We start from the raw sequence: 24878 nt of genomic DNA on the forward strand, positions 1-24878 counted from the left end.
GGTCAGCATGCAGAGCAGTTCGGCGATCGGCGCTGGCAAGGGTCCTTCAGGGCTGGCCTCCGAAAGCTCCATCGATTCCCTGACCATCGATTTGCCAGGGGCCGGGCCCGGTAGCGTCTACCTGAAACTGAGCCTGATCGGTGATCCTGTGGACACCCGGGAATATCGCTACTTGATCCAAAATAGCCCGAGCCAGAATTTCAAGGTGCCCAGGCCTTGGCGGAATATGATCCCGCACTGGCTGTCCAGCAGCAGCTGTAACTGGATACCGGCCAAGGAAGGTCAAGGCTTGCGCCTCAGTGGCCCGTTCAGCACCGAGCCAGGTGTCCTTGGCTCACACCCTCGCACAGCCTCCCTGCGCTTGTGGTATCGCACCCCCTTGACCGCGCTGCTGGGCGTCAGAGGGTTTATCGGCGGTAAGCGCGGCGTCGCCTTCACCCTGAGTGACAGCGACGGTGTGGTTGCCCTGCGGGATGATCCGACACCGGAGCTGGATCGGGTGCCGGTGTATGTGCTCGACGCGAACGGAGCCGGAGCCTATTACCTGCAACCCAAGGACAAGACATGAGTACGCCACCGGCAGGCACCACGAAAAAACGGCTGTTTTCGCGCAATGACTATCTGGCGCCACTGCCCATCCCTACCGGCGAAAAACCCACTGACGTGCTCAATACCATTTGGCGCAAGAACGAGGTGTTTCTCGATATCGGTAATTACAGCATCGGCTCGGCGGTGATGGTGTTATGGACGATGATGATGGTATTCGCACTCATGGGATATCTGTTCAGAAACGATCCTGACGACATGCACATATTTGGGATCATGACTGCATTCATCATCGGAATTCCTACGTTGTTTTTAATTCAGGGTCTGTGCCGCGAAGTACCTTTACCAGTGCGCTTCAACCGGCAACGCCGTGAAGTGTGCGTACCACGAGCGGATGGCGAATACTGGATTATCCCTTGGGAAAGTGTAACGGCAGCGGCAACGCAACATTCGTCGGTGAGCCAAGCCGGTAAAACAACCATGGGCTTATTGGTCATTGGCTTTGAAAACCCCGACCCGCAGGCCAAGGACGATAACAAGCATTTCTCGCTGGGCTTCAACTGCGGCGGTGGCACCACCGCCATGGCGCTGTGGGAGTGCGTGCGCAGCTACATGGAAATTGGGCCGGACGCCGTGCCTGATAGCCGAGTGGGTATTGCACCCTACGAAGAAACACAAATCGGTTCGATCATCACCGACTTGCGTAAGGGGAATCTGATAGATGTTTTATGGGGGGTATTCTGCATTACGATGCTGGGGACCTATCTCGCGGAAAAACTACAGAACTTAAAGCTGTCGCACCCGCCTGAACTGACCTATCCCGCCATTATCGAATGGTCCAAACCGCTGCCGCCCGAGCAGTGGGCCAAGCGTTCCCCGGAGCTGGAAGCCGCCATCGCCAAGCGTGAGGCCGAATTGGCCGAGCATATGGAGCAGGAACAAAGTTGATGCTGGTGGGCCTTATCGCAGAGCGAGTCGGGACGCCATTACCACGCGCCTAGGCAGTGGCGGAATGTTACAGTCAGGTCCCCCCCAAGCGTAGCGCCAACGCCGCCAGGGTCAGCAGCAACACCGGTACGGTCAACACAATCCCGACCTTGAAGTAATAGCCCCAACCAATCTTCACCCCCTTGCGCTCCAGCACATGCAACCACAGCAAGGTGGCCAGGCTGCCGATCGGGGTGATTTTCGGTCCGAGGTCACTGCCGATCACGTTGGCGTAGATCATTGCTTCCTTGACCACGCCGCTGGCCGCGCTGGCATCAATCGACAGCGCGCCAATCAGCACCGTCGGCAAGTTGTTCATGACTGAAGACAACACCGCCGCCAGCAGCCCCGTGCCCATGGCCGCACCCCACACGCCACCCGCCGCGAAGTCGTCCAGCCAACCGGCCAGATAATCGGTCAATCCGGCATTGCGCAGGCCATAGACCACCAGGTACATGCCCAGGGAAAACACCACGATATGCCAAGGCGCCTCTTTGAGTACCTTGCGTGTGGAGATCTTGTGCCCGCGCGCCGCTACCAACAGCAACACCGCAGCACATACCGCCGAAATCGCGCTGATGGGGATACCCAATGGCTCCAGGGCAAAGCAGCCAACCAGCAGGATCACCAGCACCAGCCAGCCGGCAACGAAGGTCGCCGGATCCTGCACCACGCTACGCGGTCGATCCAGTTGCAGCGGGTCGTAGTCGGCCGGGATGTCGCGGCGGAAATACCACAGCAGCACCGCCAGGGTCGCTGCCACGCTGACCAGGTTGACCGGCAGCATCACCGCGGCATAGCGGTTGAAGCCGATGCCGAAGAAGTCGGCGGAAACGATGTTGACCAGGTTCGATACCACCAGCGGCAAACTGGCAGTGTCGGCGATGAAACCTGCGGCCATGACAAACGCCAGGGTCGCCGCCGGGCTGAAGCGCAAGGCCAGGAGCATGGCCACCACAATCGGCGTGAGGATCAGGGCCGCGCCGTCATTGGCGAACAACGCCGAGACCAGTGCGCCGAGCAGTACGATGTAACAGAACAACAGGCGCCCGCTGCCCCGCCCCCAGCGTGCCACATGCAGCGCCGCCCAGGCGAAGAAGCCAGCGGCATCGAGCAGCAGGCTGATGATGATCAGGGCGATGAACGTGCCGGTGGCGTTCCAGATGATCTGCCAGACCACCGGAATATCCCCCCACTGCACCACACCGCTGAGCAATGCCAGCACAGCACCACCCGTGGCACTCCAGCCAACCCCCAGGCCGCGGGGCTGCCAGATCACCAGGGTAATGGTCAGGAGGAAAATCAGCGACGCCATCAGCATTGCGGGGCCTTGAGAACGAAAAGTGGATAAAGCGGCGAATTCTAGCGACAGATCAATGTGTTGTTGGAAATTTTTTGTTGCAATACGCAAGTAATCGGCTGTCCAGCGATTACAGTGATGTCACTGCGCCAGAAGAGCGCGGATCCAGACCTGATCACGAGGAATGACCATGACCCTGAAGACTCCCCCGGCCCGCTATGGTGGCCTGTCGATTACCTTGCACTGGTTGATGCTGGTGCTGCTGGCGGCGGTGTATGCCCTGATCGAACTGCGCGGCCTGTTCCCCAAGGACAGCGTCGAGCGCAACCTGATGAAAGACCTGCACTTCATGCTCGGCCTGACGGTGTTCGTGCTGGTCTGGCTACGCCTGGCCCTGCGCCTGAGCCGCCCGACGCCGCCCATCGTCCCCGCCCCTCCCGCCTGGCAGACCGGTCTTGCGCACCTGATGCACCTGGCCCTGTATCTGTTGATGATCGGCCTGCCGATTGCCGGCTGGCTGATTCTCAGCGCAGCCAACAAACCGATTCCGTTCTATGGCTTCGAACTGCCGGCACTGATCGCGCCGGACCCGGACATGGCCAAGTTCATCAAGGGCTGGCACGAGCGCATCGGCAGCTGGGGTTACTGGTTGATCGGCCTGCATGCCCTGGCCGGGCTCTACCATCACTATGTACAGCGTGATAACACCCTGGTGCGCATGCTGCCGCGTAACAACTAGGCAAAACCGCGGCGGCCCTGGAGGCCGCCGCTGTGCAGAAAGATCAAGCGCGTGCCGGGGGCAAAAGCACCCGCTTCAATCTGCTCACGTAGCGCCAGCAGCGCTTTACCGGTGTAAAGCGGCTCCAGCGGCACACCGGACTCCGCCTCGCAGGCATTGATAAATGCCAGCAACGCCTCATCGACCTTGGCAAAGCCGCCGCGACTGGCTTCGTACAAATGGTATCCACGGCTCCCGGCCAACGCCTGCACCTCAGCAGGTACACCATGGTCCAGCGGTACCGCCAACGCGCCATGGACCAGATGCGCCCCGCCCTCAGCCAGCACCAGCCCCGCCAAGGTCGTACCGGTTCCCGCCGCCAGCCACCAGCCGTCGTAGTCCGGCCAACCCAGCTTCGCCAGCTGCGCCTTCGCTTGCTCGACAATCAAGGCGCAGCCTTTGACGCCCAGCGCGCCACCACCGCCTTCGGGCACGCAGTGCCAGCCCGGGTACTGCGACTGCCAGGGCAGCCAGAAGTCCGGCTGATGCCGCGCCCGATAGCCGGCGTAACCCAGCCAATGCAACTGCATGCCGAAGGCTTGCAGGTCGCGAACGGTGGCGGTGTCCTGAAAATGACCACGCAACAGGCCTGCCGTGGCAAAGCCGAAGCGTTTGCCGGCAGCCGCCAGCGCGTGCAGGTGATTGGAATGCGCACCGCCCAGGCTGATGATCCCGGGGGCTTGTGCTTGTCTGGCCAGACGCAGGTGCTCAAGCAGCTTGAACCACTTGTTGCCGCTGATCAGCGGGTCGATCAGGTCCAGGCGCAGCACCGCCAGCTCAATGCCAAACGGGCGCAGCCAGCTCAGCGCCAGGCGTTGTAGAGGGGCGTTGGGAAGCGTATCGAAACCAGTCATGTACAGATCACTGCCGCAGGGAAGCGGCAGTTTAACAGCGCGGCGGGGCAGATACCCCGCCGCGCGCAGCCCTCAGAGCTCGGCAGCCAGGCGCGAACCCTGGTTGATCGCCCGTTTGGCATCCAGCTCGGCGGCCACGTCGGCACCACCGATCAGGTGCACCGACTGGCCTGCGGCCAGCAGTCCATCCTGCAGCTCACGCAGCGGGTCCTGACCGGCACAGATCACCACGTTATCGACGGGCAGCACCTGCGGCTCGCCTTCGGCGATACGAATATGCAAGCCGGCGTCGTCGATATTCAGGTATTCGACGCTGTTGAGCATTTGCACCTGCTTGTTCTTCAGCCCCGTGCGGTGAATCCAGCCAGTGGTCTTGCCCAGACCGTCGCCGACCTTGGACTTCTTGCGCTGCAGGAGGAACACCTGACGCGCCGGAGCATGAGGTTCGGGCTTGATTCCAGCCACCCCGCCACGGGCCTCCAGCGCGGTATCGATACCCCACTCCTTCCAGAACGCTTCGCGATCCAGGCTGGTGGCCTTGCCCTGGTGCACCAGGAACTCGGAGACATCAAAGCCGATACCGCCGGCACCGATCACTGCGACCTTCTGGCCCACCGGTTTGCGCTCAAGCAGAACATCCAGATAGCTCAGCACCTTGCTGTGCTCGATCCCTGGAATCGCCGGCAGACGCGGGGCAATGCCGGTGGCCAGGATGATCTCGTCATAGCCGCCCGCTGCCAGCTGCTCGACATCGACACGGGTGTTCAGACACAACTCGACACCGGTGGTCTGCAGCTTGCGCTTGAAGTAGCGCAGGGTTTCATAGAACTCTTCTTTGCCCGGCACGCGCTTGGCCACGTTGAACTGACCACCGATCTCGCTGGCCGAATCGAACAGCGTCACCTGATGGCCACGCTCAGCGGCCACGGTGGCAGCGGCGAGCCCGGCAGGACCGGCACCGACCACGGCAATCTGCTTGACCTGGGTGACCGGCAGGTAATTGAGCTCGGTTTCATGGCAGGCCCGCGGGTTGACCAGGCAGCTGGTCAGCTTGCCGCCGAAGGTGTGATCCAGGCAGGCCTGGTTGCAGCCGATGCAGGTGTTGATCTCGTCGCCGCGCCCAGCCGCCGCCTTGTTGACGAATTCAGGGTCGGCAAGGAACGGACGCGCCATGGAGACCATGTCGGCATCCCCTTCGGCGAGGATCTGCTCGGCCACTTCCGGGGTGTTTATGCGGTTGGTGGTGATCAACGGGATCTGTACTGCGCCACGCAGCTTGGCCGTGACCTTGCTGAACGCCGCCCGTGGCACCTTGGTGGCGATGGTCGGAATACGCGCTTCATGCCAGCCGATACCGGTGTTGATGATCGTTGCCCCGGCCTTCTCGATCGCCTGGGCCAGTTGCACGATCTCTTGCCAGTCGCTGCCGCCTTCGATCAGGTCGAGCATCGACAGGCGGAAGATGATGATGAAATTCGGGCCGACGGCCTCACGCACACGGGTAACGATTTCCACCGCCAGGCGCATGCGGTTTTCGTAGCTGCCACCCCAGCGGTCGGTGCGCTGGTTGGTGTGGGCGGCGAGGAACTGATTGATGAAGTAACCTTCCGAGCCCATGATCTCGACACCGTCGTACTCGGCGCTTTGTGCCAGCAGCGAGCAATTGACGAAGTCCTGGATCTGCTTCTCGATGCCCTCTTCGTCCAGTTCATGCGGCTTGAACGGGTTGATCGGCGCCTGGATGGCGCTGGGCGCCACCGACTTGGGGCTATAGGCATAGCGACCGGCGTGGAGGATCTGCATGCAGATCTTGCCACCTGCCTCATGCACTGCCTTGGTAACGATGCGGTGCTTATCGGCTTCTTCCGGCGTGCTCAGCTTGGCGGCGCCGGAATACACCCCGCCCTCCACGTTCGGCCCGATACCGCCGGTGACCATCAGGCCGACGCCGCCACGGGCGCGTTCGGCAAAATAGGCGGCCATGCGCTCGAAACCCCCTGGTTTTTCTTCCAGGCCGGTGTGCATCGAGCCCATCAGGGTACGGTTGCGCAGGGTGGTGAAGCCCAGGTCCAGCGGGGCGAGCAGGTGCGGATAATGAGCAGCAGCCATAGTGAACTCCACAGCAGGCGTAATCACGGAATGCGGGCACCTCGCACGGATGGCGGGGCCCGTCGGTTATCTGTGGCCGACATTAAAGAGCAAGCCGCGCTGGCTCAATGACCGAAAGTGACAAGTTATTGATCCTAGTGCACCCGAGGTCTACCTTAGCGCTGAATCCCTTGCTGGCGCTGTGCTGATTCATGTTTGGTTTATCACTATGAACTGATTTTTTCACTCACAATTGAAAACGCCCAATGCAATGCATTGGGCGTTTTTTACATCAAGCAGCTTTATGCTTTACCCGTCATTACTTACCACAGATAACGGTAGCCCAGTGAGACGGCATACGGTTGTTCGATGTCAGCGCCTTTTGCGTACTCGGCATCCAAGGAAACCTTGCTGTTCGCGCTCAATTGCATGATCCCACCAAAGCCCATCTCTGTCCGGTTGCCCGTCAGCTTGGCCTTAAGCTTGGTGTCGTTCACATACACATTGCTGTCTGCGGCATGTTCGGTCACGTACGATGCTTTCAGGTAAGGCTGAATTTGCATGCCATTGGACATAGTGATGTTACGCCCCACCAAACTGCCCACACGGCTTTGCAGCGAATCGACATCATCGGCATTCACTCTCAGGCCATTGCTTGCGGTGTAATCGCCGCCGTCGGTTTTAGTGGCAGTGATCTCAAGTTGCGGCTCTACGAACCAGCCATCCTTAAGTGCAATATGCTTACCCACTTCGATATCACCACCGATACCGTTGCCGCTATATGAACTCTTGACCCGTTCGCCCAGATTGGTAGTGATTTTGATGTCATTGTTGAAGTGGCTGTACTTCAATACGCTATCGACGTAGTAGCCACTGTCGTCAATGTACGTGGCGTACACGCCGCCCATGGTACTGTCGATTTCGCCGGAAGAACTTTCACCAAAGTCGGCAGTCGAGTGTGCGCTGCCGATCACAGCGCCGAGGTATACCTTCCCGCCATCGACCGCCACGGCCTTGTCTGCACCGATCTCCATGCCGGTTATGTTCTGATCGTACGCACGACTCGAATCGCCATCCACATTGAACTGCTTGCCAATCGCACGCGTCCAGACGCCGCCCTCGTCTTTGCCCATACGCAGGTCACCGAGGCGTTTGACAAGTGCGTTCATTTGCGCGTTCCACATGTTAGCGGCAGAACTTTGTGAGGCGACAGCGGCGTTAGCCCCTTTGGACAGATTTTTTGGACCGGGATTTATCGGAACATGAGGGACAACCGGTACGTCAGGGATCGCAGGCTCATCAGGCTTCGCAGGTACATCAGGCTTCGCAGGTACATCAGGTTTCGCAGGCACGTCAGGCTTCGCAGGTACATCAGGCTTCGCAGGCACGTCAGGCTTCGCAGGTACGTCAGGCTTCCCCGGTACGGTGGCCGAGTTAACCAGGTACCAATCGCCTGCCTGCTGCGCGAGGGTGTAACGGAACACGCCCGCGTCGACATGATCGCCATACAGCGAGAACTTCCCGTCACCGCCTTTGCTTTCGACGACACGCAGTTGTTGTCCCGCCGCACTTGGATCACGGCCAGAATCCGCAATCACCAAGGTATGAGCACCCAAGGTCTGACCTTTTACCCGCAGCAGGTCACTCTGCAAAGCAGCCAAGTCGCTGTTCATCACGAACTTGCCGTGACCGCTCAAGTCTCCGTCGACAGTCAACGTCTTGAAGCCATTGCCCTGCGAGGCGCTGAATGCCACGCTGCCGTCGTTCATGGCCAATTGATGAACGGTGGAATCTCTGGTCATCGCCCACTCACTGCCACTGGCAATGGACAAGTTGTTGACCGCTGTTGTGCCGCCCGTCCAGCGTGAGTCGTTACTCAACGAAACGTCAGTATTGGACACTTGCGGGGAGGTCACGCCCGAGCCAAACACAATGTCGCCCACGGCCGTCACCTGTTTATCCATGGCCAGGGAGGCTTGTTTGTCAGATGCGATTTCGAGCAAGACACCGTTACCGCCTTCTACCTGTGCACCGTTGGACAGTGCAATAGAGGCGGCATCACTCTGCAGAGCGCTATAGTTTTTGCTGTAGAGAGAGCCCCCGTCGACATTCAGACTGCCATTGTTGACGGCTGCGGCAAACGCATCCACGCCTTCGCTGCGCACGTTGCTGCGCAGCAGATTGCCGGTGCCGTCGACCACCCTGATACCTGTTGCCTTGGCGCCAGAGGTCAGGATTTCTGCGTCTTTGAGGTTCAATTGAGTGGCTGCACCTTCAGCCAGAGCACCAAAACTCGAATCGCCGCTGGTGTTGATCTGGGCATTGGTTGCCGTCAGGTGTGCAGCATCAGTAGCCTGTAGCCCGTGAGAGGTGGCACCCAGAGTGGTTACATTCAGTCGGTCCGCAACAACACTCGAATCGAGTCCCCCGGCTGAGATTCCGTAGGAATAACCACCACGCGAGGTTATTGTTACATCAACTAAATCAGCCGAACCGCCAGCTGACACGTTCACGCCAGCGCTGCCGAACATTCCCGAAGTGGAGATGTCAGTGTCTTTGAGGCTCAATTGGGAGCCTGCGTCCTCTGTACTGGCGCCTGCGCTATAAGAATCGCTAGTGCTGATCTTGGCGTTGGTTGCAGTCAGGTCAGCACCCTCACGGACCTGCAGCCCTCGGGAGTTTTGAGACTTAGTGGTTATATTCAGACCGTCCACTTCCACACTTGAATCCGCCCCCCTAGCCTGGATACCGTTGGAATAGGCGCCATTAGTAGTGATGTTGACATGGTCCGCCCTGAGTCTGGCGCCGTTAACGTCAATACCAGAATTGCCGTTATTCAGAGTGGTTATTGTTACGTCATTTAAATTAGCAGCAGTACCCGCGTACAACGTCACGCCTTCGCCCGAAGTCTCGAAAGTGCTCGACGAAATGGATGCAGTAGTTCCAGCCTCATCAAGGACTATACCGCCACTTAACGATTTGATGGTGCTATCCACCAAACTCAAAGTGCCGCCACCATAGATATAGGCCGCTGCACCGAGCGGCGAGTCAAGTTTGAGCCTTGTGCCATTGAGGCGACTATTGCTGCCACCGACTTCCACATAACCATAAGTCTTGTCAGAAATATTATCGGTTCTTCCGGAATCATTCAGATAGTCCGCTGCCCACAGGTCAGTGGGGACGCTTGCGACAACGATCGCTGCGGCCAAAGATGTTTTTGCCATGGACAACCGGGGAACGCCCATAGCTTGATTATCTAAACCCCTAACTGTTTTTTTTGGCGTAATCTTCACAAAGTATACCTGAATGATTTTTAGTTAACACCCTCGTACTGCCAGGCGCAAGACACAGCACCCCACAGGAGGAGTGGGCTTATATTGACTACAAAATTTACGATGCTATTGATTGGCGAACGGCTACATATCAACAGCTCTGCGATGCAGAACCAATGTACCAGTAGCTGCATTTACGGTGGTCACCGCCACCACGCCAGGCAACACCAAGACAGGCAACAACGGCGTGGCAACTATCAGAAAATGAAAGTGAACACTCAGCAATGTTTAATGTGATTCAACAAGAACGCTTTTCGAAATCGCATCTCTTAAATTAAAAATTTTAATGCGCACACCCTGGCATCTACTTTCAAAAATAAAAAACCTGAATCACAAGAACACCTGACACCCTGCCCCCAAAACGAATGATCGCCGACAGGATTGCTTAAAAAATATGAGATTTTTCTTAAATTTACGTAAAACTGAAGGAGGCGGGGATGGAGTCATGACGCCGTGCGAGCCGTCGCCCTGCCTGGCGGGGCCGCTCTGCGCCAGCAGGAGCAGAGTTGCGCTGCCGCCACGGATCATGAAACCAAAAAGCCTTGCATCAAAATAAATTTAATGATAAACAAAAACTACCTTACCTGGCATTTCTTCCGCTTTGACGACTACATTGAGGAGCGTCCAGTCACAGCAAGCCATTCTTCATTGCATATTCATATAATTGGTTTTCATTGGCGATCCCCAGCTTTTGTTGCGCAGATATCTTTTGGTGACTGATCGTTTTGACACTCCGGCTCAGAATGATTGCAATTTCAGAGACAGTACGCCCCGCCACATAGAGCCTAAGCACTTCAGATTCTTTCTTCGACAGCGCCTTTTTATCGAACTTACCCTTGGCACTGGTATGATCCATGCGGAACTCATGAAGTATCTTTTTGACTTCCACGCCGATGTACTTATGCCCGAAAGAAACAAAACGAATGGCGTCTACTACATCAGTCTTTCGCCCACTCTTCAACAAAACACCATCCACCCCGACTGCAACTATTTTCTCCAGAATTGAAGCGTTCATCATCATTGTCAGAATGATCAGCTTGACATGTGGATAGCGACGCTTGACGAACGTGACAAGTGAAAGCCCGTCACCGTGCGCCCCGTCTGGCATATAGAAATCACTGATTAAAATATCCGGCCTTACCCGATCCATCAACTCAACCAACTCGGTCGAACTTGCAGCTTCACCACAAATCTCGATATCTGGCTCGTGCTCAAGGGACATACGAATACCTAGCAATACAAGAGGATGGTCGTCTGCCAGAATCACTTTTAGGGTCATGATGTTACCTCAAGAATAGGACTCAAATACTGCGCCAGGCTCTTTAACTGCTCATCTATCCGGACCAGTCAACTCACCTGCGCATGGGCTTAAATGTCTGAGCACATGTGCGCAGCGTCCATTTCTCCTATCGTAGCGAACCAGCCTTTCAAGCAATGGACATGCTCTATGACCCCTGTTGCATTTCCATCCGATGCCATGGGCAGCCCAACCCCCGGCTGCTCGCTTAGTACAATCTGTAGGAATATTCTTATATTAATCAGAAGACACGGACACTTCAATTAGCTAATTTTATCAACTCAATTACCTAATTCCATCAGCCCAATTACAGTGGCGGCCCCGGGCCTTGTTGAGTTCAGCCACATCGAACTGCCCCTTCAGTAAGCCGGAGAGCCATCGCACCTTCCGGGGTGACATCGGCATCCGGCCTGAAACCACAGGCCTTTCATCGTCATCCTCCTTTATTAATGTTGAGATAACTTCCCACCTGCGCCAGAACCTCAGTGCATTGACAATCCTGAACGACAATGCTAGATACCCGTAAAATGTAGTTTATAGTGAAATATAATCTCGGAAATTCAGGAAAACACTGCCTTAACGCATTGATTTACTGTATTTCTAATCCAGATTTTGAATAAAATTAAAGTCATGCGAAAACTTCTGTTGAGCGCCCTGGCGCTGGTTGTCATTGCTGCGCTGTGTGGCTACGGATTCTGGACCGAGCAACGGCCGAGCGGGCATTACCTGTCGGACCTGCGCATCGAGCTGGCCCTGAGCGAAGGCGTCCCCGCCGACCACGGCAACCTGCTGGGCGTCGAGCCGCAGCTGTATCCCAGTGACTACCAGAACCTGCAACGCCTGCATCGCAAGTTGGCCGCCTACCTGGAGCAGGCTCGCGGTCAGGGCCTGATCAGCGCCCGCACCATTGTCATCCTGCCAGAGCACATCGGCACCTGGCTCTGGGCCCGAGGCGAAAAGAACGAGCTGTACCAGGTCACCCAGCGCCGCGAAGCCTGGCAATGGCTGGAGCTGAGCAACCCGATCAGCTACGGTCTGGCCATGCTCGGCGCCGAAGGGGATGACCGGCGCGCCGATGCTCACCTGCGCATGAAAGCGCAGCAGATGGCCAGCGACTACCAGCAACTGTTCGGCGGCCTGGCCAGGGAATTCGGCGTGACCCTGGTGGCGGGCTCGATTGTCTTGCCCTCCCCGTATGTCGAGCGCGGCACCCTCAAAGTCGGCTCAGGTGCCCTGTACAACAGCAGCCTGGTGTTCGCCGGCGATGGCTCGGTACTCGGCCAGCCCCAGCGCCAGCAGCATCCGGACAGTGAAGTACGCCGCTACATCGACAGCGGCATCGACCAGCCGCCGCAAGTCCTGCAGACCCCGGCCGGACGCCTGGGCGTGCTGATCGGCAGCGACAGCTGGTACCCGAGCAATCAGCAACAACTGGCTAATCAGTCGGCCCAGTTCATCGCCAACCCCGCGTTCCTGGGCGGTAAAGACAGCTGGAACGCGCCCTGGCGCGGCAACCGCCATCAACCGCTGGCGGCTTCACTGCCGTTCAAACCCGGCGAAATCAGTGAAGCCCAGGCGTGGCAGCAGCTGACCCTGAAGGCCAACCCCAGCGACATGAGCAGCATGAGCGTATTCCTGCGCGGGCGTTTCTGGGATGTGGTCGCCGAGGGGCAGGGCTTTGCCAACCGCGCAGGCCTCAACCTGAACGGCAACCGCACTACAGGTGCGCGTCTGCTGAACCTGTGGCTGTAGGTCAGCCATGAACCGCCCGCGGATGCGCCTGGGTGATCTCTCAGTCGGTTTTATCCAGCCCCTGAGTGAAATCCTGCAGCAACGCGGGATCGAGCCTACAACACTGCTGGAGCGCTACGGCCTGGACACTGCACGCCTGGCCGAAGCGGGTGCGCGCCTGTCCATCCCGCGCTACATGCACCTGGGCCATGCCGCCATCGAGCTGACCGCTGATCCGGCCCTGGGCCTGCACATGGGTTGCATCAGTCGCCTCAGCCAGGCGGGCCTGGCCGGTGTCACCGCGGCCCAGGCCCCCACGGTCGGCGAAGCGGCGCGCACCCTGCTGCGCTTCGAGCCGTTGTACGCCGCCAACTACCGTGGCCACTCGAGCTTCCACGCCGACAGTGGCGGTGCCTGGCTGCGCTTTTACTCGATCAGCCCCTATAACGCCTACAACCGCTTTGTGGTGGATTCGCTGCTGTCCGGCTGGCTGGCGCAGCTGTCGACCCTGGCCGGGGTGAACCTGGTGGCCGAACGGATGGAGATCGAGTTCGAAGCACCCGCCTACGCCACTCACTACCAGATGCTGTGCAGCACCCCAGTGCTGTTTGGCGCGCAGACCAACCAGTTACGCCTGAGCCAGGCAAGTCTTGCCCTGCGCAACCCGGCACACTGCCCCAGCACCTGGCAGCATCTGTTGAAGTTATGCGAAGCGGAACTTGAACAACGCACGCGAATCCGCAGCCTCGGCGAACGCATCGCGCATCTGCTCGGACCACTGCTCAATGGCGGCCGGGAACCGGATCTGGAGGAAGTGGCGCGGCACCTGCAACTGCCGACCTGGACCTTGCGGCGCAAACTGGCTGAGGAAGGCACGCAGTTTCGCGCCATCCTCAACGATACCCGCCGCGACCTGGCCATGGCCTACATCCGCGACACGGAACTTGCCTTTGGCGAGATTGCCTATCTGCTCGGGTTTGCGTCGGCCGAGGCCTTTCAACGCGCATTCAAGCGCTGGAACAGCATGACCCCGGGCGAGTTTCGCCGCAGCCAGCGGCGTACCGGCTGAAACTACAGCTCGGTGGCGTCTTCGGCAGGCTCGGGTGGATCGAGCTCAAAGGCGCGGTATTCGAGTAGTTCTTCTTGATAGTCGTCCATCGTCTGCTCCGTCGTTTCTCATTCATTTCATTGATTCGTCATCGAGCCTAAAGTGCCGCGATGAAAGAAAAATGACAATGACGTTTATCAAAACAACGTAGCAGCAGTTGGAAAAATTATCCGCCCTTACTGCGGTGCCTGTTCAGGGCTTCCGACAGGCGCTACCGGCGCCACGCTCGATACCGGCTCAGCGGCTGCAGGCGCTGGCTGCTCGGCATTGATCGGCGTCGCCTCGACCGGTGGTGGTACCGGCTTGGAACCCTTGCTGTCGTCGACCACAGGCGCTGGCGCGACATCGACGACCGGCTCTTGCTGAGCTGGCGCCGGAGCCGGCTCCACCGGTGCTGGCGCAGGCGCAGCTGCTTCGGCCGGAGACAGGGCAGCAGGTGCCGGCACCGGAGCACTTTCAGGGATCCCCAACGCCGGCGCAGGCGTCTCTACCGGCTTTTTCAGCGAGGCCTTTTTCTTCTGCTCCTTGGGCAGGAAGCTTTCGACCAGGGCAAAGTAACGTTCGTAGAACTTGGCCGAGGTCACCGTCTCGCTAGCCACCTTGACCATTGAATCGTCGGTGGAGCCAATCGGCATCGACAGCGAGCCCAGCACGCCCACACCGACGCTGGCCGAGGTATTGGATTTTTTCAGCGCGTAACGGTCCTGCAAGGCGTTGGCGAACATGGTCGAGCGCTGCTCGTCGCCGCTGTCGCGGGCACAGACCACGTTGAAGCTGATCTGCAGGTGCGAATCACCGGTCTGCTGGAAGCTCTTGTTGCCATTGACCTGCCCGGCATCGCTGCTGGTGATGATGTAACCCTGGCTGAGCAAGGCACGCCGGGCTGCTTCACAGGTACTGGCTTCGCTGACCGGGAAGCTGCGCGAATAGGTGCCCGAGTCGTCGAAATTCTCGTGTTCGTAGATGGCAGCTTTCTTCGAAGAACAGCCGGAAACACCCGCCAGCACCAGGGCCAGCCCGAGCGCACTGAAGACGGTAGACTTTGACATTGCAAATCCTGAGTAAAACGATCGGTGCCTATTGTGCAACACATCGACGGAACACTGGAACCGCAAATTCATCGGTAGGAGCGGGCTTGCCCCGCGATTGCAGACGGTCAGCCACATCGCATCGCGGGGCAAGCCCGCTCCCACCGCCCTTCAACACAATTGAAATGGCGGCAGTAAATGACAGGCACAAAAAAAGCGACCCTTGGGTCGCTTTCTTTGTGACTTCAATATGGCGCAGCGGACGGGACTCGAACCCGCGACCCCCGGCGTGACAGGCCGGTATTCTAACCGACTGAACTACCGCTGCGTGTCGTGCAGGCCTGGTTTGCGCAACTGCCGCTAAACTCAGGCACAAAAAAAGCGAACCTTAGGTCGCTCTCTTTGTTGCTTCGAGGAGTTCAAGGGCCTCGAAGCGAAGATGGCGCAGCGGACGGGACTCGAACCCGCGACCCCCGGCGTGACAGGCCGGTATTCTAACCGACTGAACTACCGCTGCGTATCATACAAGCTTGCGCCTGTTTGAAACTGGGATCTGGCCTGAAGGCTTCGGTGCCTTCCGACCTCAAACCGGTCATTAAACCGATCTGGAGAAAAGTGGCGCAGCGGACGGGACTCGAACCCGCGACCCCCGGCGTGACAGGCCGGTATTCTAACCGACTGAACTACCGCTGCGCATATGGACTTGCGTCCTGTTCCTCTCTGGTAACACCTTCTTGCGAACGTGTCGGGTCAGGAACATCTCAGGAAGTGGTGGGTGATGACGGGATCGAACCGCCGACCCTCTGCTTGTAAGGCAGATGCTCTCCCGGCTGAGCTAATCACCCGTGTGCTTCGCTGAGGTGGCGAAATTTACGCAGGTATCGAACCTAAGTCAATACCCCCATTGAAGTTTTTTTCAAAAAGGGCAAAAAAGCAGTGTTACGTGTAGATCATCTTCTTGGTCATGCCGCCGTCGACCACGAACTCCTGACCCGTGACGAAGCCGGCATTGCGCGACAGCAGCCAGGCAACCATGGCCGCCACGTCTTCCACTGTCCCTACCCTGCCCGCCGGATGCTGGGCATGATCGGTTTCGCTCAGCGGCTCGGCGCGACGCTGGGACGGATCCCGCGCGTCGATCCAGCCAGGGCTCACCGCATTCACGCGGATCTCCGGCCCCAAGCTCACGGCCAGCGCATGGGTGAGCGCCAGTAGGCCGCCCTTGCTCGCCGCATAAGCCTCTGTGTCGGGTTCGGATTGAGCAGCGCGGGTCGACGCCAGGTTGACGATGGCCCCGCCGTGAGCGCGCAGATAAGGCGCACAGTGCTTGGCCAGCAGCATCGGCCCACCCAGATTGACCGCCAGCACGCGATTCCAGTACGCCAGGCTGAGGGTTTCCAGGGTGGTGTTGTGCGGATCGGCAATAGCGGCATTGCACACCAGCGCATCGAGACGCCCGAACTGGCCAAGCACCTCGGCAACCCCGGTCTTGACCTGGGCTTCATCGGCAACATCCATGCCGATGAACCAGGCATTGTCTCCCAGCACCTTGGCCGCCTTGGCGCCACGTACCCGATCAAGGTCGGTGAGCACCACCTGCCAGCCCTCGGCGATCAGCCAGGCAGCAATGCCCAGGCCGATCCCCCGTGCCGCACCGGTCACCAGCGCGACGCGGCCGTTATGGCTGCTGTCGCTCACCGACCAGTCGATCACAGCGCCGCCAGACCGCGGGCCAGATCGGCCTTGAGGTCAGTCACATCTTCAAGACCCACCGCCACGCGGATCAGGCTGTCGCGAATGCCGGCGGCCTCACGCTCCTGCGGCGACAGACGGCCGTGGGACGTGGTGCCCGGATGAGTGATGGTGGTCTTGCTGTCGCCGAGGTTGGCGGTGATCGAGATCAGCCGCGTGGCATCGATGAAGCGCCAGGCGCCCTCTTTGCCACCCTTGACCTCAAAGCTCACCACCGCACCGAAGCCACTCATCTGCTGCTTGGCCAGCTCGTGCTGCGGATGGCTCTGCAGGCCGGCGTAGTGAACCTTTTCGATACCGTCCTGCTGCTCCAGCCACTCGGCCAGGGCTTGCGCGTTGGCACAGTGGGCGCGCATACGCAGGTTGAGGGTCTCCAGACCCTTGAGGAAGATCCAGGCATTGAACGGGCTCAGCGACGGCCCGGCGGTGCGCAAAAAGCCCACCACTTCTTTCATCTGCTCGCTGCGTCCGGCCACCACGCCGCCCATGCAACGGCCCTGGCCGTCGATGAACTTGGTCGCCGAATGCACGACGATGTCAGCGCCCAGCTTCAGCGGCTGCTGCAAGGCTGGCGTGCTGAAACAGTTGTCGACCACCAGCTGCGCGCCCTTGGCGTGAGCAATCTCGGCCAGCGCGGCGATATCCACAAGCTCGGCCAGCGGGTTGGACGGCGATTCGACGAACAGCAGCTTGGTGTTGGCCTTGATCGCTGCGTCCCAACCGGCGAGATCCACCAGCGGCACGTAGTCGACCTGCACACCGAAACGCTTGAAGTACTTCTCGAACAGGCTGATGGTCGAGCCAAACACGCTCTGGGAGACCAGTACATGGTCGCCAGCGCTGCACAGGGCCATTACCGTGGAGAGGATCGCCGACATGCCGGTGGAGGTCGCCACCGCCTGCTCAGCGCCTTCCAGGGCGGCAATGCGCTCTTCGAACGCGCGTACGGTCGGGTTGGTATAGCGTGAATAGACGTTGCCTGGAACCTCGCCAGCGAACCGGGCAGCGGCGTCGGCCGCTGTCCGGAACACGTAGCTGGAGGTGAAGAACAGCGGATCGCTGTGCTCACCTTCCGGCGTGCGATGCTGGCCGGCGCGTACCGCCAGCGTATCGAAAGCGACCCCTTCGAGGTCGCTGTCCAGGCGCCCGGCATCCCATTCCTGTGTCATGCCGCTGCTCCTAACTCAGTTGTTGTAGAGGTCGATGATCGCGCTGACCGCCTGGTTCTTGACCTTGGAGGCGTCGTTGCGCGCCTGCTCGATCTTGTCCAGGTAGGCCTCGTCGATGTCGCCGGTAACATACTTGCCGTCGAACACCGCGCAGTCGAAATGCTCGATCTTGATCTTGCCACCGCCAACCGCTTCGATCAGGTCCGGCAGGTCCTGGTAGACCAGCCAGTCGGCGCCGATCAGCTCGGCGACATCTTCAGTGCTGCGGTTGTGGGCGATCAGTTCATGAGCGCTCGGCATATCGATGCCGTAGACGTTGGGGTAACGCACAGCCGGCGCTGCCGAGCAGAAGTAGACATTCTTCGCCCCGGCTTCACGGGCCATCTGGATGATCTGCTTGCAGGTGGTGCCACGCACGATCGAGTCATCGACCAGCATCACGTTCTTGCCGCGGAACTCCAGCTCGATGGCATTGAGTTTCTGGCGCACCGACTTCTTGCGTGCGGCCTGGCCGGGCATGATGAAGGTACGGCCGATGTAGCGGTTCTTGACGAAGCCTTCGCGGAACTTGACGCCCAGGTGGTTGGCCAGTTCCAGCGCGGCGGTACGGCTGGTGTCGGGAATCGGGATGACCACGTCGATGTCGTGATCAGGACGCTCGCGCAGGATCTTCTCGGCCAGTTTCTCGCCCATGCGCAGTCGCGCCTTGTAGACCGAGACACCGTCGATGATCGAGTCGGGACGTGCCAGGTAGACGTGTTCGAAGATGCACGGCGACAGCTGCGGGTTGGTCGCGCACTGACGGGTGTGCAGCTTGCCTTCTTCGGTGATGTACACCGCTTCGCCCGGCGCCAGGTCGCGGATCAGGGTGAAGCCGAGTACGTCGAGGGAGACGCTTTCGGAGGCGATCATGTACTCCACGCCTTCGTCGGTATGACGCTGGCCGAAGACGATCGGACGGATGCCGTTAGGGTCACGGAAGCCAACGATACCGTAGCCGGTGATCATCGCCACCACCGCATAACCACCGACACAGCGGTTGTGCACATCAGTGACCGCCGCGAACACGTCTTCTTCGGTCGGCTGCAGCTTGCCGCGCACCGCCAGCTCGTGGGCGAAGACGTTGAGCAGGACCTCAGAGTCGGAACTGGTGTTGACGTGGCGCAGGTCGGACTCGTAGATCTCCTTGGCCAACTGTTCAACGTTGGTCAGGTTGCCGTTGTGCGCCAGGGTGATGCCGTACGGCGAGTTGACGTAGAACGGCTGGGCCTCGGCCGAGGTCGAGCTGCCCGCAGTCGGGTAACGCACATGACCGATACCCATGTGTCCGACCAGGCGCTGCATATGGCGCTGCTGGAACACATCACGGACCAGGCCGTTGTCCTTGCGCAGGAATAACCGGCCATCATGGCTGGTCACAATACCGGCAGCGTCCTGGCCGCGGTGCTGGAGGACGGTTAGCGCGTCATACAGCGCCTGATTGACGTTCGACTTACCGACGATACCGACGATGCCACACATGCGACGCAACCCCTACTTAATGAAACTGGACTGAGCAGCTCTCAAGGCGTTTTGGGCCCCAGAAGCTGATCCTTGAACGGGAGATCAGCCGGTGCGCTGATCCCGCTGGCTAGCCACTGGCTGGTGAACCCCAGAATGAGGTTTTTCGACCAGTCAGCCACCAATAGAAATTGTGGTATCAGGCGAGATTCCTGCCACCACTGATCCTGTTGTACCGGCCCCAGGCTCAACAGCCCGACAGCCACCACCACCAGCAAGGCTCCACGGGCGGCACCGAAGGCCATGCCCAGGAAGCGGTCGGTCCCGGAAAGCCCGGTGACGCGAATCAGCTCGCCAATGAGAAAATTGATCATGGCCCCCACCAGCAGGGTGGCGACGAAAAGAATGGCACATCCAGCGATGACCCGAGCCGAAGGCGTCTGGATGTACGACTCCAGGTACTGCGACAGCGAGCCACCGAACATCCAGGCCACAGCGCCGGCAATGATCCAGGTAAGCAGCGACAAGGCCTCTTTGACAAAGCCGCGCTTGAGACTGATCAATGAAGAAACGGCGATGATCGCGAAAATCGCCCAGTCGACCCAGGTAAATGCCACAGTGCTGCCTGCAAACGGATAAGGCGGCGCATTTTACCAGAGCGGCGAGCTGTCGGTAAGCAGTGATTTGCCGCCCGGCACTGGCCGGGCGACGATCAATCAGCTGCGCTCAGGCTGGAAGCGTACGACGATGCCGTTGAGCTTCTGCTGGCGGCTGATCACATCACGCAGACGCTCGGCCTCGGCGCGTTCGATCAACGGCCCGACATACACCCGGTTCATGCCGCCGGCCGAGCGGATGTAGGCGTTGTAGCCCTGGCTGCGCAGGGTTTTCTGCAGGTTCTCGGCACCGGCCCGATTGGACAGGCTGGCCAATTGCACCGACCAGCTGACCGGTAGACCATTGACGTCGATCTTGCCTGCCGCAGGCTTGGTAGCGCTGGCGACAGCAGCAGGCTGGGCTTGCGGCTTGACCGCCGGCGGCGTTGCAGGCTTGGCCGCAACGGTTGGTGCCGGCGCTGGGGCCGGGACTGGCACCGCAACGGGCGCTGGAGCGATCGGCGTACTCGGCGCCTGGACTGGCGCGGTCGACTCGTCGACGATCACCGGGTTTTCTTCTGGCAAAACCTGAGGCTCAGGCACCGGCACAGGCTCGACCTGCACCTGCGGCATGCTCGGCGCTGCGGGGGCTTCCGGCGCCTCGACGCGTACCTGACGCATCTCGTCTTCCCGGGAAAACAGCATCGGCAGGAAGATCACTGCCAGTGCCACCAGCACCAGCGCGCCTACCATCCGTTGTTTGACCACTTTATCCAGCAATGCCATTTGCCCCATCCTCCGTGGCCTGCCGATCCAGCCACTGCAAGGCTTCGCCGACACAGAAAAACGATCCGAACAGCAGGATTTCATCATCCGCCGTTGCCAGCGCGCACTGCCCATCAAGGGCTGCCGCCACGCTGGAATAAGTCTTCACATCAGCGCCGAGGTTCGCCAGCGCCGCTTCAAGCTCGCTTGCAGAACGACTGCGCGCAGTATCCAGGGGCGCAACTGCCCAACTGTGAACCGCACCCAACAAGGGCTGCACCACCCCGGCCAGATCCTTGTCGGCCAACAGGCCGAACACCGCCAGGCGCTTGCCTGGTACCGGGCGTGAAGCCAGGCGCTGAGCCAGATACTCGGCAGCATGCGGGTTATGGCCGACATCCATGAGGATAGTCAACGCCTTGCCCTGCCAGTGAAATGCCCGACGATCCAGGCGACCGACCATCCGCGTGGCCTGCAGAACAGCGGCAATCTGCCCGGCATCCCAAGGCAGATCCATCAGCAAGTAAGCCTGAAGCGCCAGAGCGGCGTTTTCCATGGGCAGATCGAGCAGTGGCAGGTTGTGCAGCTCGACCTGCTGGCCGCGGCTATCCACGCCCCGCCACTGCCAGTACTGATCCGTGCTGGCCAGGTCGAAATCACGACCACGCAGCAAAAACGGGCAATTCAGTTCACGCGCCTTGTCCAGCAGCGGTTGCGGCGGATTCAGGTCGCCGCACAGCGCAGGCTTGCCCTGACGGAAGATACCGGCCTTTTCGAAGGCCACCGACTCACGGGTATCGCCCAGGTAATCGGTATGATCGACACCGATGCTGGTGACCAGCGCCAGATCGGCATCGACAATATTGACCGTATCCAGGCGCCCGCCCAGGCCGACCTCAAGCACCACGGCATCCAGCGCCGACTGTTTGAACAGCCAGAACGCCGCCAGGGTACCGGCCTCGAAGTAGGTCAGGGAAATTTCGCCGCGAGCAGCTTCAACAGCAGCAAACGCCTCGCACAGCTGCTGATCGGCGGCCTCTTTGCCGTCGATCAGCACGCGCTCGTTGTAACGCAGCAGGTGCGGCGAACTGTAGACCCCGACTTTGAGCCCCTGAGCACGCAACAGGGCAGCCACAAAGGCACAGGTCGAGCCCTTGCCATTGGTGCCGGTCACGGTAATCACCCGTGGCGCCGGCTTGTCCAGCCCGAGCCTGGCCGCAACCTGTTGCGAACGCGCCAGGCCCATGTCGATGGCCGAGGGATGCAACTGCTCGAGATAGGCGAGCCAGTCGCCAAGGGTACGTTGGGTCATACGGTGGCAGGCGCCGGCGGTACGACGATCGGCTCAAGTACCGGCTCGACGAACTTCGGCGTCGGCAGGCCCATCATCTGCGCCAGCAGGTTGCCCAGGCGGTGACGCAGTTCCTGACGCGGGATGATCATGTCGATGGCACCGTGCTCCAGGAGGAACTCGCTGCGCTGGAAGCCTTCCGGCAGCTTCTCACGCACGGTTTGCTCGATCACCCGAGGACCGGCGAAGCCGATCAGGGCCTTTGGCTCACCGACGATGACGTCGCCGAGCATCGCCAGACTGGCGGAAACACCGCCGTAGACCGGGTCGGTCAGCACCGAGATGAACGGAATGCCTTCTTCGCGCAGACGCGCCAGCACCGCCGAGGTCTTGGCCATCTGCATCAGCGAGATCAGCGCTTCCTGCATACGGGCACCACCGGAGGCCGAGAAGCAGACCATCGGGCAGCGGTTTTCCAGGGCGTAGTTGGCGGCGCGAACGAAACGCTCGCCGACGATGGCACCCATCGAGCCACCCATGAACGAGAACTCGAAGGCGCTGACCACGATCGGCATGCCCAGCAGGGTACCGCTCATGGAGATCAGGGCGTCTTTTTCACCGGTTTGCTTCTGGGCTGCAGTCAGGCGGTCCTTGTACTTCTTGCCATCACGGAACTTCAGGCGGTCTACCGGCTCCAGGTCGGCCCCCAGCTCGGCGCGGCCTTCGGCATCCAGGAAGATGTCGATGCGTGCACGTGCGCCGATGCGCATGTGATGGTTGCACTTGGGGCAGACATCCAGGGTCTTTTCCAGCTCCGGACGATACAGCACGGCTTCGCAGGACGGGCATTTGTGCCACAGCCCTTCAGGCACCGAGCTCTTCTTCACCTCGGAACGCATGATCGAAGGGATCAGTTTGTCTACTAACCAGTTGCTCATGCTTTCTTTCTCCAGTAACGACGACCGGCAGGCTTTGGCTGCCAGGTTCGCGCGTATGCCCTTGAGCTCAATTCATGTATGACGCGATGATGGACCGGCTCCGGCGCCCCGCGTACAGCGAAGTGCCCCGATACCGCTCCATCGTCAACCTGTAAGGGCGACGCCTGTGGCGTCACCCGGTAATTTCGACCGGCCCATGGGTGCGATCCGGCAGCAACGGGCTGCGAAAGCTATGGACGATGGCGCGCGGCCAGCCGTCACATCGGCAACCACAGACGTCATCACGCCTGTTTGACTGCCTTGATAAAGGCCTCGATCCGCGCGGCATCCTTGATGCCCTTGGCTTGCTCGACACCGCCACTGACATCCACGGCATAAGGCCGCACCTGGGCGATGGCGCCTGCAACGTTATCCGGCGACAGACCACCGGCCAGAATGATCGGCTTGCTCAGTTTTTCCGGCACCAGCGACCAGTCGAAGGCTTCACCGGTGCCGCCTGGCACGCCAGCGACATAGGTGTCGAGCAGAATCCCGCTGGCCTCGCTGTACAGCTGGCACGCTGCCTCCAGATCATCCCCCGGGCGCACTCGCAAGGCCTTGATCCACGGCCTGTTATGACCGGCGCAATCGGCCGGGGTTTCATCCCCGTGAAACTGCAGCAGGTCCAGCGGTACCGCGTCGAGGATCTCGCCCAGCTCGCAGCGGCTGGCATTGACGAATAGTCCCACGGTGGTCACGAACGGCGGCAATGCGGCGATGATCGCCCGCGCCTGCTGCACATCGACCGCCCGCGGGCTCTTGGCATAGAACACCAGACCAATGGCATCAGCGCCCGCCTCAGCCGCAGCCAACGCGTCCTCAATGCGGGTAATCCCACAGATTTTGCTGCGAACGGCGTTCATGAGCTGTGAACCTCGGCTGATCCGGAAAGTCCCGGATGTTAGCAAATGGCTTCGGGGTCGTCAGCCGCCAGTGACTCGTAACCGGTGAGAAAGTGCGGGCCGATGTATCGCTCAGGCAAGCTGAACTCGTCGTGGTACTCCACCTGCACCAGGTACAGGCCGAACGGGTGCGCGGTGACCCCGCCAGTGCGCCGCTCGCGACTCTCCAGCACTTCCCGGGCCCATTCCACCGGACGCTCGCCGGCACCGATGGTCATCAACACCCCGGCGATATTGCGCACCATATGGTGCAGGAAGGCGCTGGCGCGGATGTCCAGGACAATCATCTTGCCGTGGCGGGTCACGCGCAGGTGATGGATGTTCTTGATCGGCGACTTGGCTTGGCACTGACCGGCGCGAAAGGCGCTGAAGTCATGAGTGCCGACCAGGTACTCGGCGGCCAGGGCCATGCGCTCGACATCCAGCGGCCGGTGGTTCCAGGTCACTTCCTGGCCCATGTGCGCCGGGCGGATCTGATCGTTGTAGATCACATAGCGATAGCGCCGGGCGATGGCCTTGAAACGGGCATGAAAATGCGCAGGCATTTCCTTCGCCCAGGCCACGCTGATGTCGTGCGGCAGGTTGATGTTGGCGCCCATGGTCCACGCTTTCATGCTGCGTACCACCTGGGTATCGAAATGCACCACCTGACCGCAGGCGTGTACACCAGCGTCGGTACGCCCGGCGCAAAGCAGTGAAACGGGCGAATCGGCAACTTTGGACAATGCCTCTTCGAGGGTCTGCTGGACACTCGGCACGCCATCGGCCTGACGCTGCCATCCGCGGTAGCGCGAGCCTTTGTATTCGACGCCCAGGGCGATGCGGAAGAAGCCTTCGGCCGCCGATTCGGCAACCGTGTTATCAATGATTTCCAAGA

General features: G+C 59.9%; 19 protein-coding genes, 4 tRNA genes and 1 pseudogene. 5 read left to right on the top strand and 19 right to left on the bottom strand.

What is annotated here, in order from left to right; translation table 11 throughout:
• Both NPS47_RS22950 and NPS47_RS22955 read left to right on the top strand, forming a co-directional pair.
• Positions 1-568 (top strand): annotated as a pseudogene (locus NPS47_RS22950) (hypothetical protein); the annotation flags it as partial.
• The gene (locus NPS47_RS22955; protein ID WP_274297045.1) at positions 565-1494 is read left to right on the top strand and encodes a hypothetical protein; all 930 of its coding nucleotides are present in this window, start codon (positions 565-567) and stop codon (positions 1492-1494) included. The pseudogene NPS47_RS22950 and the gene NPS47_RS22955, both read left to right, overlap by 4 nt.
• A gap of 73 nt (positions 1495-1567) precedes the next feature.
• Here NPS47_RS22955 and NPS47_RS22960 read toward each other — a convergent pair whose 3' ends face one another.
• Positions 1568-2854, bottom strand: a complete 1287-nt coding sequence (locus tag NPS47_RS22960) for an arsenic transporter (protein ID WP_274297046.1) — start codon at positions 2852-2854, stop codon at positions 1568-1570.
• 169 nt (positions 2855-3023) lie between these two features.
• On the opposite strand from NPS47_RS22960, the gene NPS47_RS22965 reads away from it, so the two are divergent.
• Positions 3024-3572 (top strand): cytochrome b, encoded by a 549-nt coding sequence (locus NPS47_RS22965; RefSeq protein ID WP_274297047.1) that lies wholly within the window; start codon positions 3024-3026, stop codon positions 3570-3572.
• Here the strand turns inward: NPS47_RS22965 and NPS47_RS22970 are convergent.
• The 4 genes from NPS47_RS22970 to NPS47_RS22985 form a co-directional block, all read right to left on the bottom strand.
• Positions 3569-4465, bottom strand: a complete 897-nt coding sequence (locus NPS47_RS22970) for a 1-aminocyclopropane-1-carboxylate deaminase/D-cysteine desulfhydrase (protein ID WP_274297048.1) — start codon at positions 4463-4465, stop codon at positions 3569-3571. The genes NPS47_RS22965 and NPS47_RS22970 overlap by 4 nt on opposite strands.
• A 72-nt stretch (positions 4466-4537) precedes the next feature.
• On the bottom strand, positions 4538-6574 hold the full coding sequence (locus NPS47_RS22975; RefSeq protein ID WP_274297049.1) for an NADPH-dependent 2,4-dienoyl-CoA reductase: 2037 nt from the start codon (positions 6572-6574) through the stop codon (positions 4538-4540).
• 302 nt (positions 6575-6876) lie between these two features.
• A complete protein-coding gene (locus NPS47_RS22980) occupies positions 6877-9846 on the bottom strand; it encodes an autotransporter outer membrane beta-barrel domain-containing protein (protein ID WP_274297050.1) in 2970 nt (989 codons plus the stop codon).
• Between the two features lie 667 nt (positions 9847-10513).
• Positions 10514-11164, bottom strand: coding sequence for a response regulator (locus NPS47_RS22985; protein WP_274297051.1), 651 nt, complete (start codon positions 11162-11164; stop codon positions 10514-10516).
• Between the two features lie 648 nt (positions 11165-11812).
• Here NPS47_RS22985 and NPS47_RS22990 point away from each other — a divergent pair.
• Entirely contained in the window at positions 11813-12934 is a 1122-nt protein-coding gene (locus NPS47_RS22990; protein WP_274297052.1) for a nitrilase-related carbon-nitrogen hydrolase, read from the top strand.
• Between the two features lie 7 nt (positions 12935-12941).
• A complete protein-coding gene (locus NPS47_RS22995) occupies positions 12942-13982 on the top strand; it encodes an AraC family transcriptional regulator (RefSeq protein ID WP_274297053.1) in 1041 nt (346 codons plus the stop codon).
• A 215-nt stretch (positions 13983-14197) separates the two neighbouring features.
• Here the strand turns inward: NPS47_RS22995 and NPS47_RS23000 are convergent, their stop codons facing one another.
• From NPS47_RS23000 to truA, 14 genes are all read right to left on the bottom strand, one after another.
• Positions 14198-15070 (bottom strand): DUF2242 domain-containing protein, encoded by an 873-nt coding sequence (locus tag NPS47_RS23000; protein ID WP_274297054.1) that lies wholly within the window; start codon positions 15068-15070, stop codon positions 14198-14200.
• A 230-nt stretch (positions 15071-15300) separates the two neighbouring features.
• Positions 15301-15377 (bottom strand) — tRNA-Asp (locus NPS47_RS23005).
• 112 nt (positions 15378-15489) lie between these two features.
• Positions 15490-15566, bottom strand: a tRNA-Asp gene (locus NPS47_RS23010).
• Positions 15567-15665: 99 nt separating this feature from the next.
• Positions 15666-15742 (bottom strand) — tRNA-Asp (locus NPS47_RS23015).
• Positions 15743-15818: 76 nt separating this feature from the next.
• Positions 15819-15894, bottom strand: a tRNA-Val gene (locus NPS47_RS23020).
• 94 nt (positions 15895-15988) lie between these two features.
• The gene (locus tag NPS47_RS23025) at positions 15989-16747 is read right to left on the bottom strand and encodes an SDR family oxidoreductase (RefSeq protein WP_274297072.1); all 759 of its coding nucleotides are present in this window, start codon (positions 16745-16747) and stop codon (positions 15989-15991) included.
• Positions 16748-16758: 11 nt separating this feature from the next.
• Positions 16759-17970 carry an O-succinylhomoserine sulfhydrylase gene (locus NPS47_RS23030; RefSeq protein ID WP_191831988.1) on the bottom strand — a complete coding sequence of 404 codons (1212 nt, stop codon included), beginning with the start codon at positions 17968-17970 and terminating at the stop codon, positions 16759-16761.
• Between the two features lie 15 nt (positions 17971-17985).
• Positions 17986-19491, bottom strand: a complete 1506-nt coding sequence (gene purF, locus NPS47_RS23035) for an amidophosphoribosyltransferase (RefSeq protein ID WP_038608689.1) — start codon at positions 19489-19491, stop codon at positions 17986-17988.
• A gap of 41 nt (positions 19492-19532) precedes the next feature.
• Positions 19533-20087: a CvpA family protein gene (locus NPS47_RS23040; protein WP_274297055.1), complete on the bottom strand. Its 555-nt coding sequence runs from the start codon at positions 20085-20087 to the stop codon at positions 19533-19535.
• A gap of 99 nt (positions 20088-20186) precedes the next feature.
• Positions 20187-20852, bottom strand: coding sequence for an SPOR domain-containing protein (locus NPS47_RS23045; protein ID WP_274297056.1), 666 nt, complete (start codon positions 20850-20852; stop codon positions 20187-20189).
• The gene (gene folC / locus NPS47_RS23050; RefSeq protein WP_274297057.1) at positions 20836-22143 is read right to left on the bottom strand and encodes a bifunctional tetrahydrofolate synthase/dihydrofolate synthase; all 1308 of its coding nucleotides are present in this window, start codon (positions 22141-22143) and stop codon (positions 20836-20838) included. The genes NPS47_RS23045 and folC overlap by 17 nt, the downstream gene beginning before the upstream one ends.
• On the bottom strand, positions 22140-23060 hold the full coding sequence (accD, locus tag NPS47_RS23055; protein WP_274297058.1) for an acetyl-CoA carboxylase, carboxyltransferase subunit beta: 921 nt from the start codon (positions 23058-23060) through the stop codon (positions 22140-22142). The genes folC and accD overlap by 4 nt, the downstream gene beginning before the upstream one ends.
• Positions 23061-23341: 281 nt before the next feature.
• On the bottom strand, positions 23342-23962 hold the full coding sequence (locus NPS47_RS23060) for a phosphoribosylanthranilate isomerase (RefSeq protein ID WP_274297059.1): 621 nt from the start codon (positions 23960-23962) through the stop codon (positions 23342-23344).
• A 38-nt stretch (positions 23963-24000) separates the two neighbouring features.
• A complete protein-coding gene (gene truA, locus NPS47_RS23065) occupies positions 24001-24876 on the bottom strand; it encodes a tRNA pseudouridine(38-40) synthase TruA (protein WP_274297060.1) in 876 nt (291 codons plus the stop codon).
• Between the last annotated feature and the right edge of the window lie 2 nt (positions 24877-24878).

Source organism: Pseudomonas putida, from assembly GCF_028682475.1.
Classification (GTDB): Bacteria; Pseudomonadota; Gammaproteobacteria; order Pseudomonadales; family Pseudomonadaceae; genus Aquipseudomonas; species Aquipseudomonas putida_AG.

What these genes read in the sequence shown, in the direction of transcription:
- NPS47_RS22955 (WP_274297045.1), top strand. Translation starts at nt 565, where the DNA reads ATGAGTACGCCACCGGCAGGCACCACGAAAAAACGGCTGTTTTCGCGC.
- folC (WP_274297057.1), bottom strand. Translation starts at nt 22,143, where the DNA reads ATGACCCAACGTACCCTTGGCGACTGGCTCGCCTATCTCGAGCAGTTG.
- NPS47_RS23045 (WP_274297056.1), bottom strand. Translation starts at nt 20,852, where the DNA reads ATGGCATTGCTGGATAAAGTGGTCAAACAACGGATGGTAGGCGCGCTG.
- NPS47_RS22965 (WP_274297047.1), top strand. Translation starts at nt 3,024, where the DNA reads ATGACCCTGAAGACTCCCCCGGCCCGCTATGGTGGCCTGTCGATTACC.
- accD (WP_274297058.1), bottom strand. Translation starts at nt 23,060, where the DNA reads ATGAGCAACTGGTTAGTAGACAAACTGATCCCTTCGATCATGCGTTCC.
- NPS47_RS22995 (WP_274297053.1), top strand. Translation starts at nt 12,942, where the DNA reads ATGAACCGCCCGCGGATGCGCCTGGGTGATCTCTCAGTCGGTTTTATC.
- NPS47_RS23000 (WP_274297054.1), bottom strand. Translation starts at nt 15,070, where the DNA reads ATGTCAAAGTCTACCGTCTTCAGTGCGCTCGGGCTGGCCCTGGTGCTG.
- NPS47_RS22975 (WP_274297049.1), bottom strand. Translation starts at nt 6,574, where the DNA reads ATGGCTGCTGCTCATTATCCGCACCTGCTCGCCCCGCTGGACCTGGGC.
- NPS47_RS22990 (WP_274297052.1), top strand. Translation starts at nt 11,813, where the DNA reads ATGCGAAAACTTCTGTTGAGCGCCCTGGCGCTGGTTGTCATTGCTGCG.
- NPS47_RS23060 (WP_274297059.1), bottom strand. Translation starts at nt 23,962, where the DNA reads ATGAACGCCGTTCGCAGCAAAATCTGTGGGATTACCCGCATTGAGGAC.
- NPS47_RS22960 (WP_274297046.1), bottom strand. Translation starts at nt 2,854, where the DNA reads ATGCTGATGGCGTCGCTGATTTTCCTCCTGACCATTACCCTGGTGATC.
- NPS47_RS23030 (WP_191831988.1), bottom strand. Translation starts at nt 17,970, where the DNA reads ATGACACAGGAATGGGATGCCGGGCGCCTGGACAGCGACCTCGAAGGG.
- purF (WP_038608689.1), bottom strand. Translation starts at nt 19,491, where the DNA reads ATGTGTGGCATCGTCGGTATCGTCGGTAAGTCGAACGTCAATCAGGCG.
- NPS47_RS22970 (WP_274297048.1), bottom strand. Translation starts at nt 4,465, where the DNA reads ATGACTGGTTTCGATACGCTTCCCAACGCCCCTCTACAACGCCTGGCG.
- NPS47_RS22985 (WP_274297051.1), bottom strand. Translation starts at nt 11,164, where the DNA reads ATGACCCTAAAAGTGATTCTGGCAGACGACCATCCTCTTGTATTGCTA.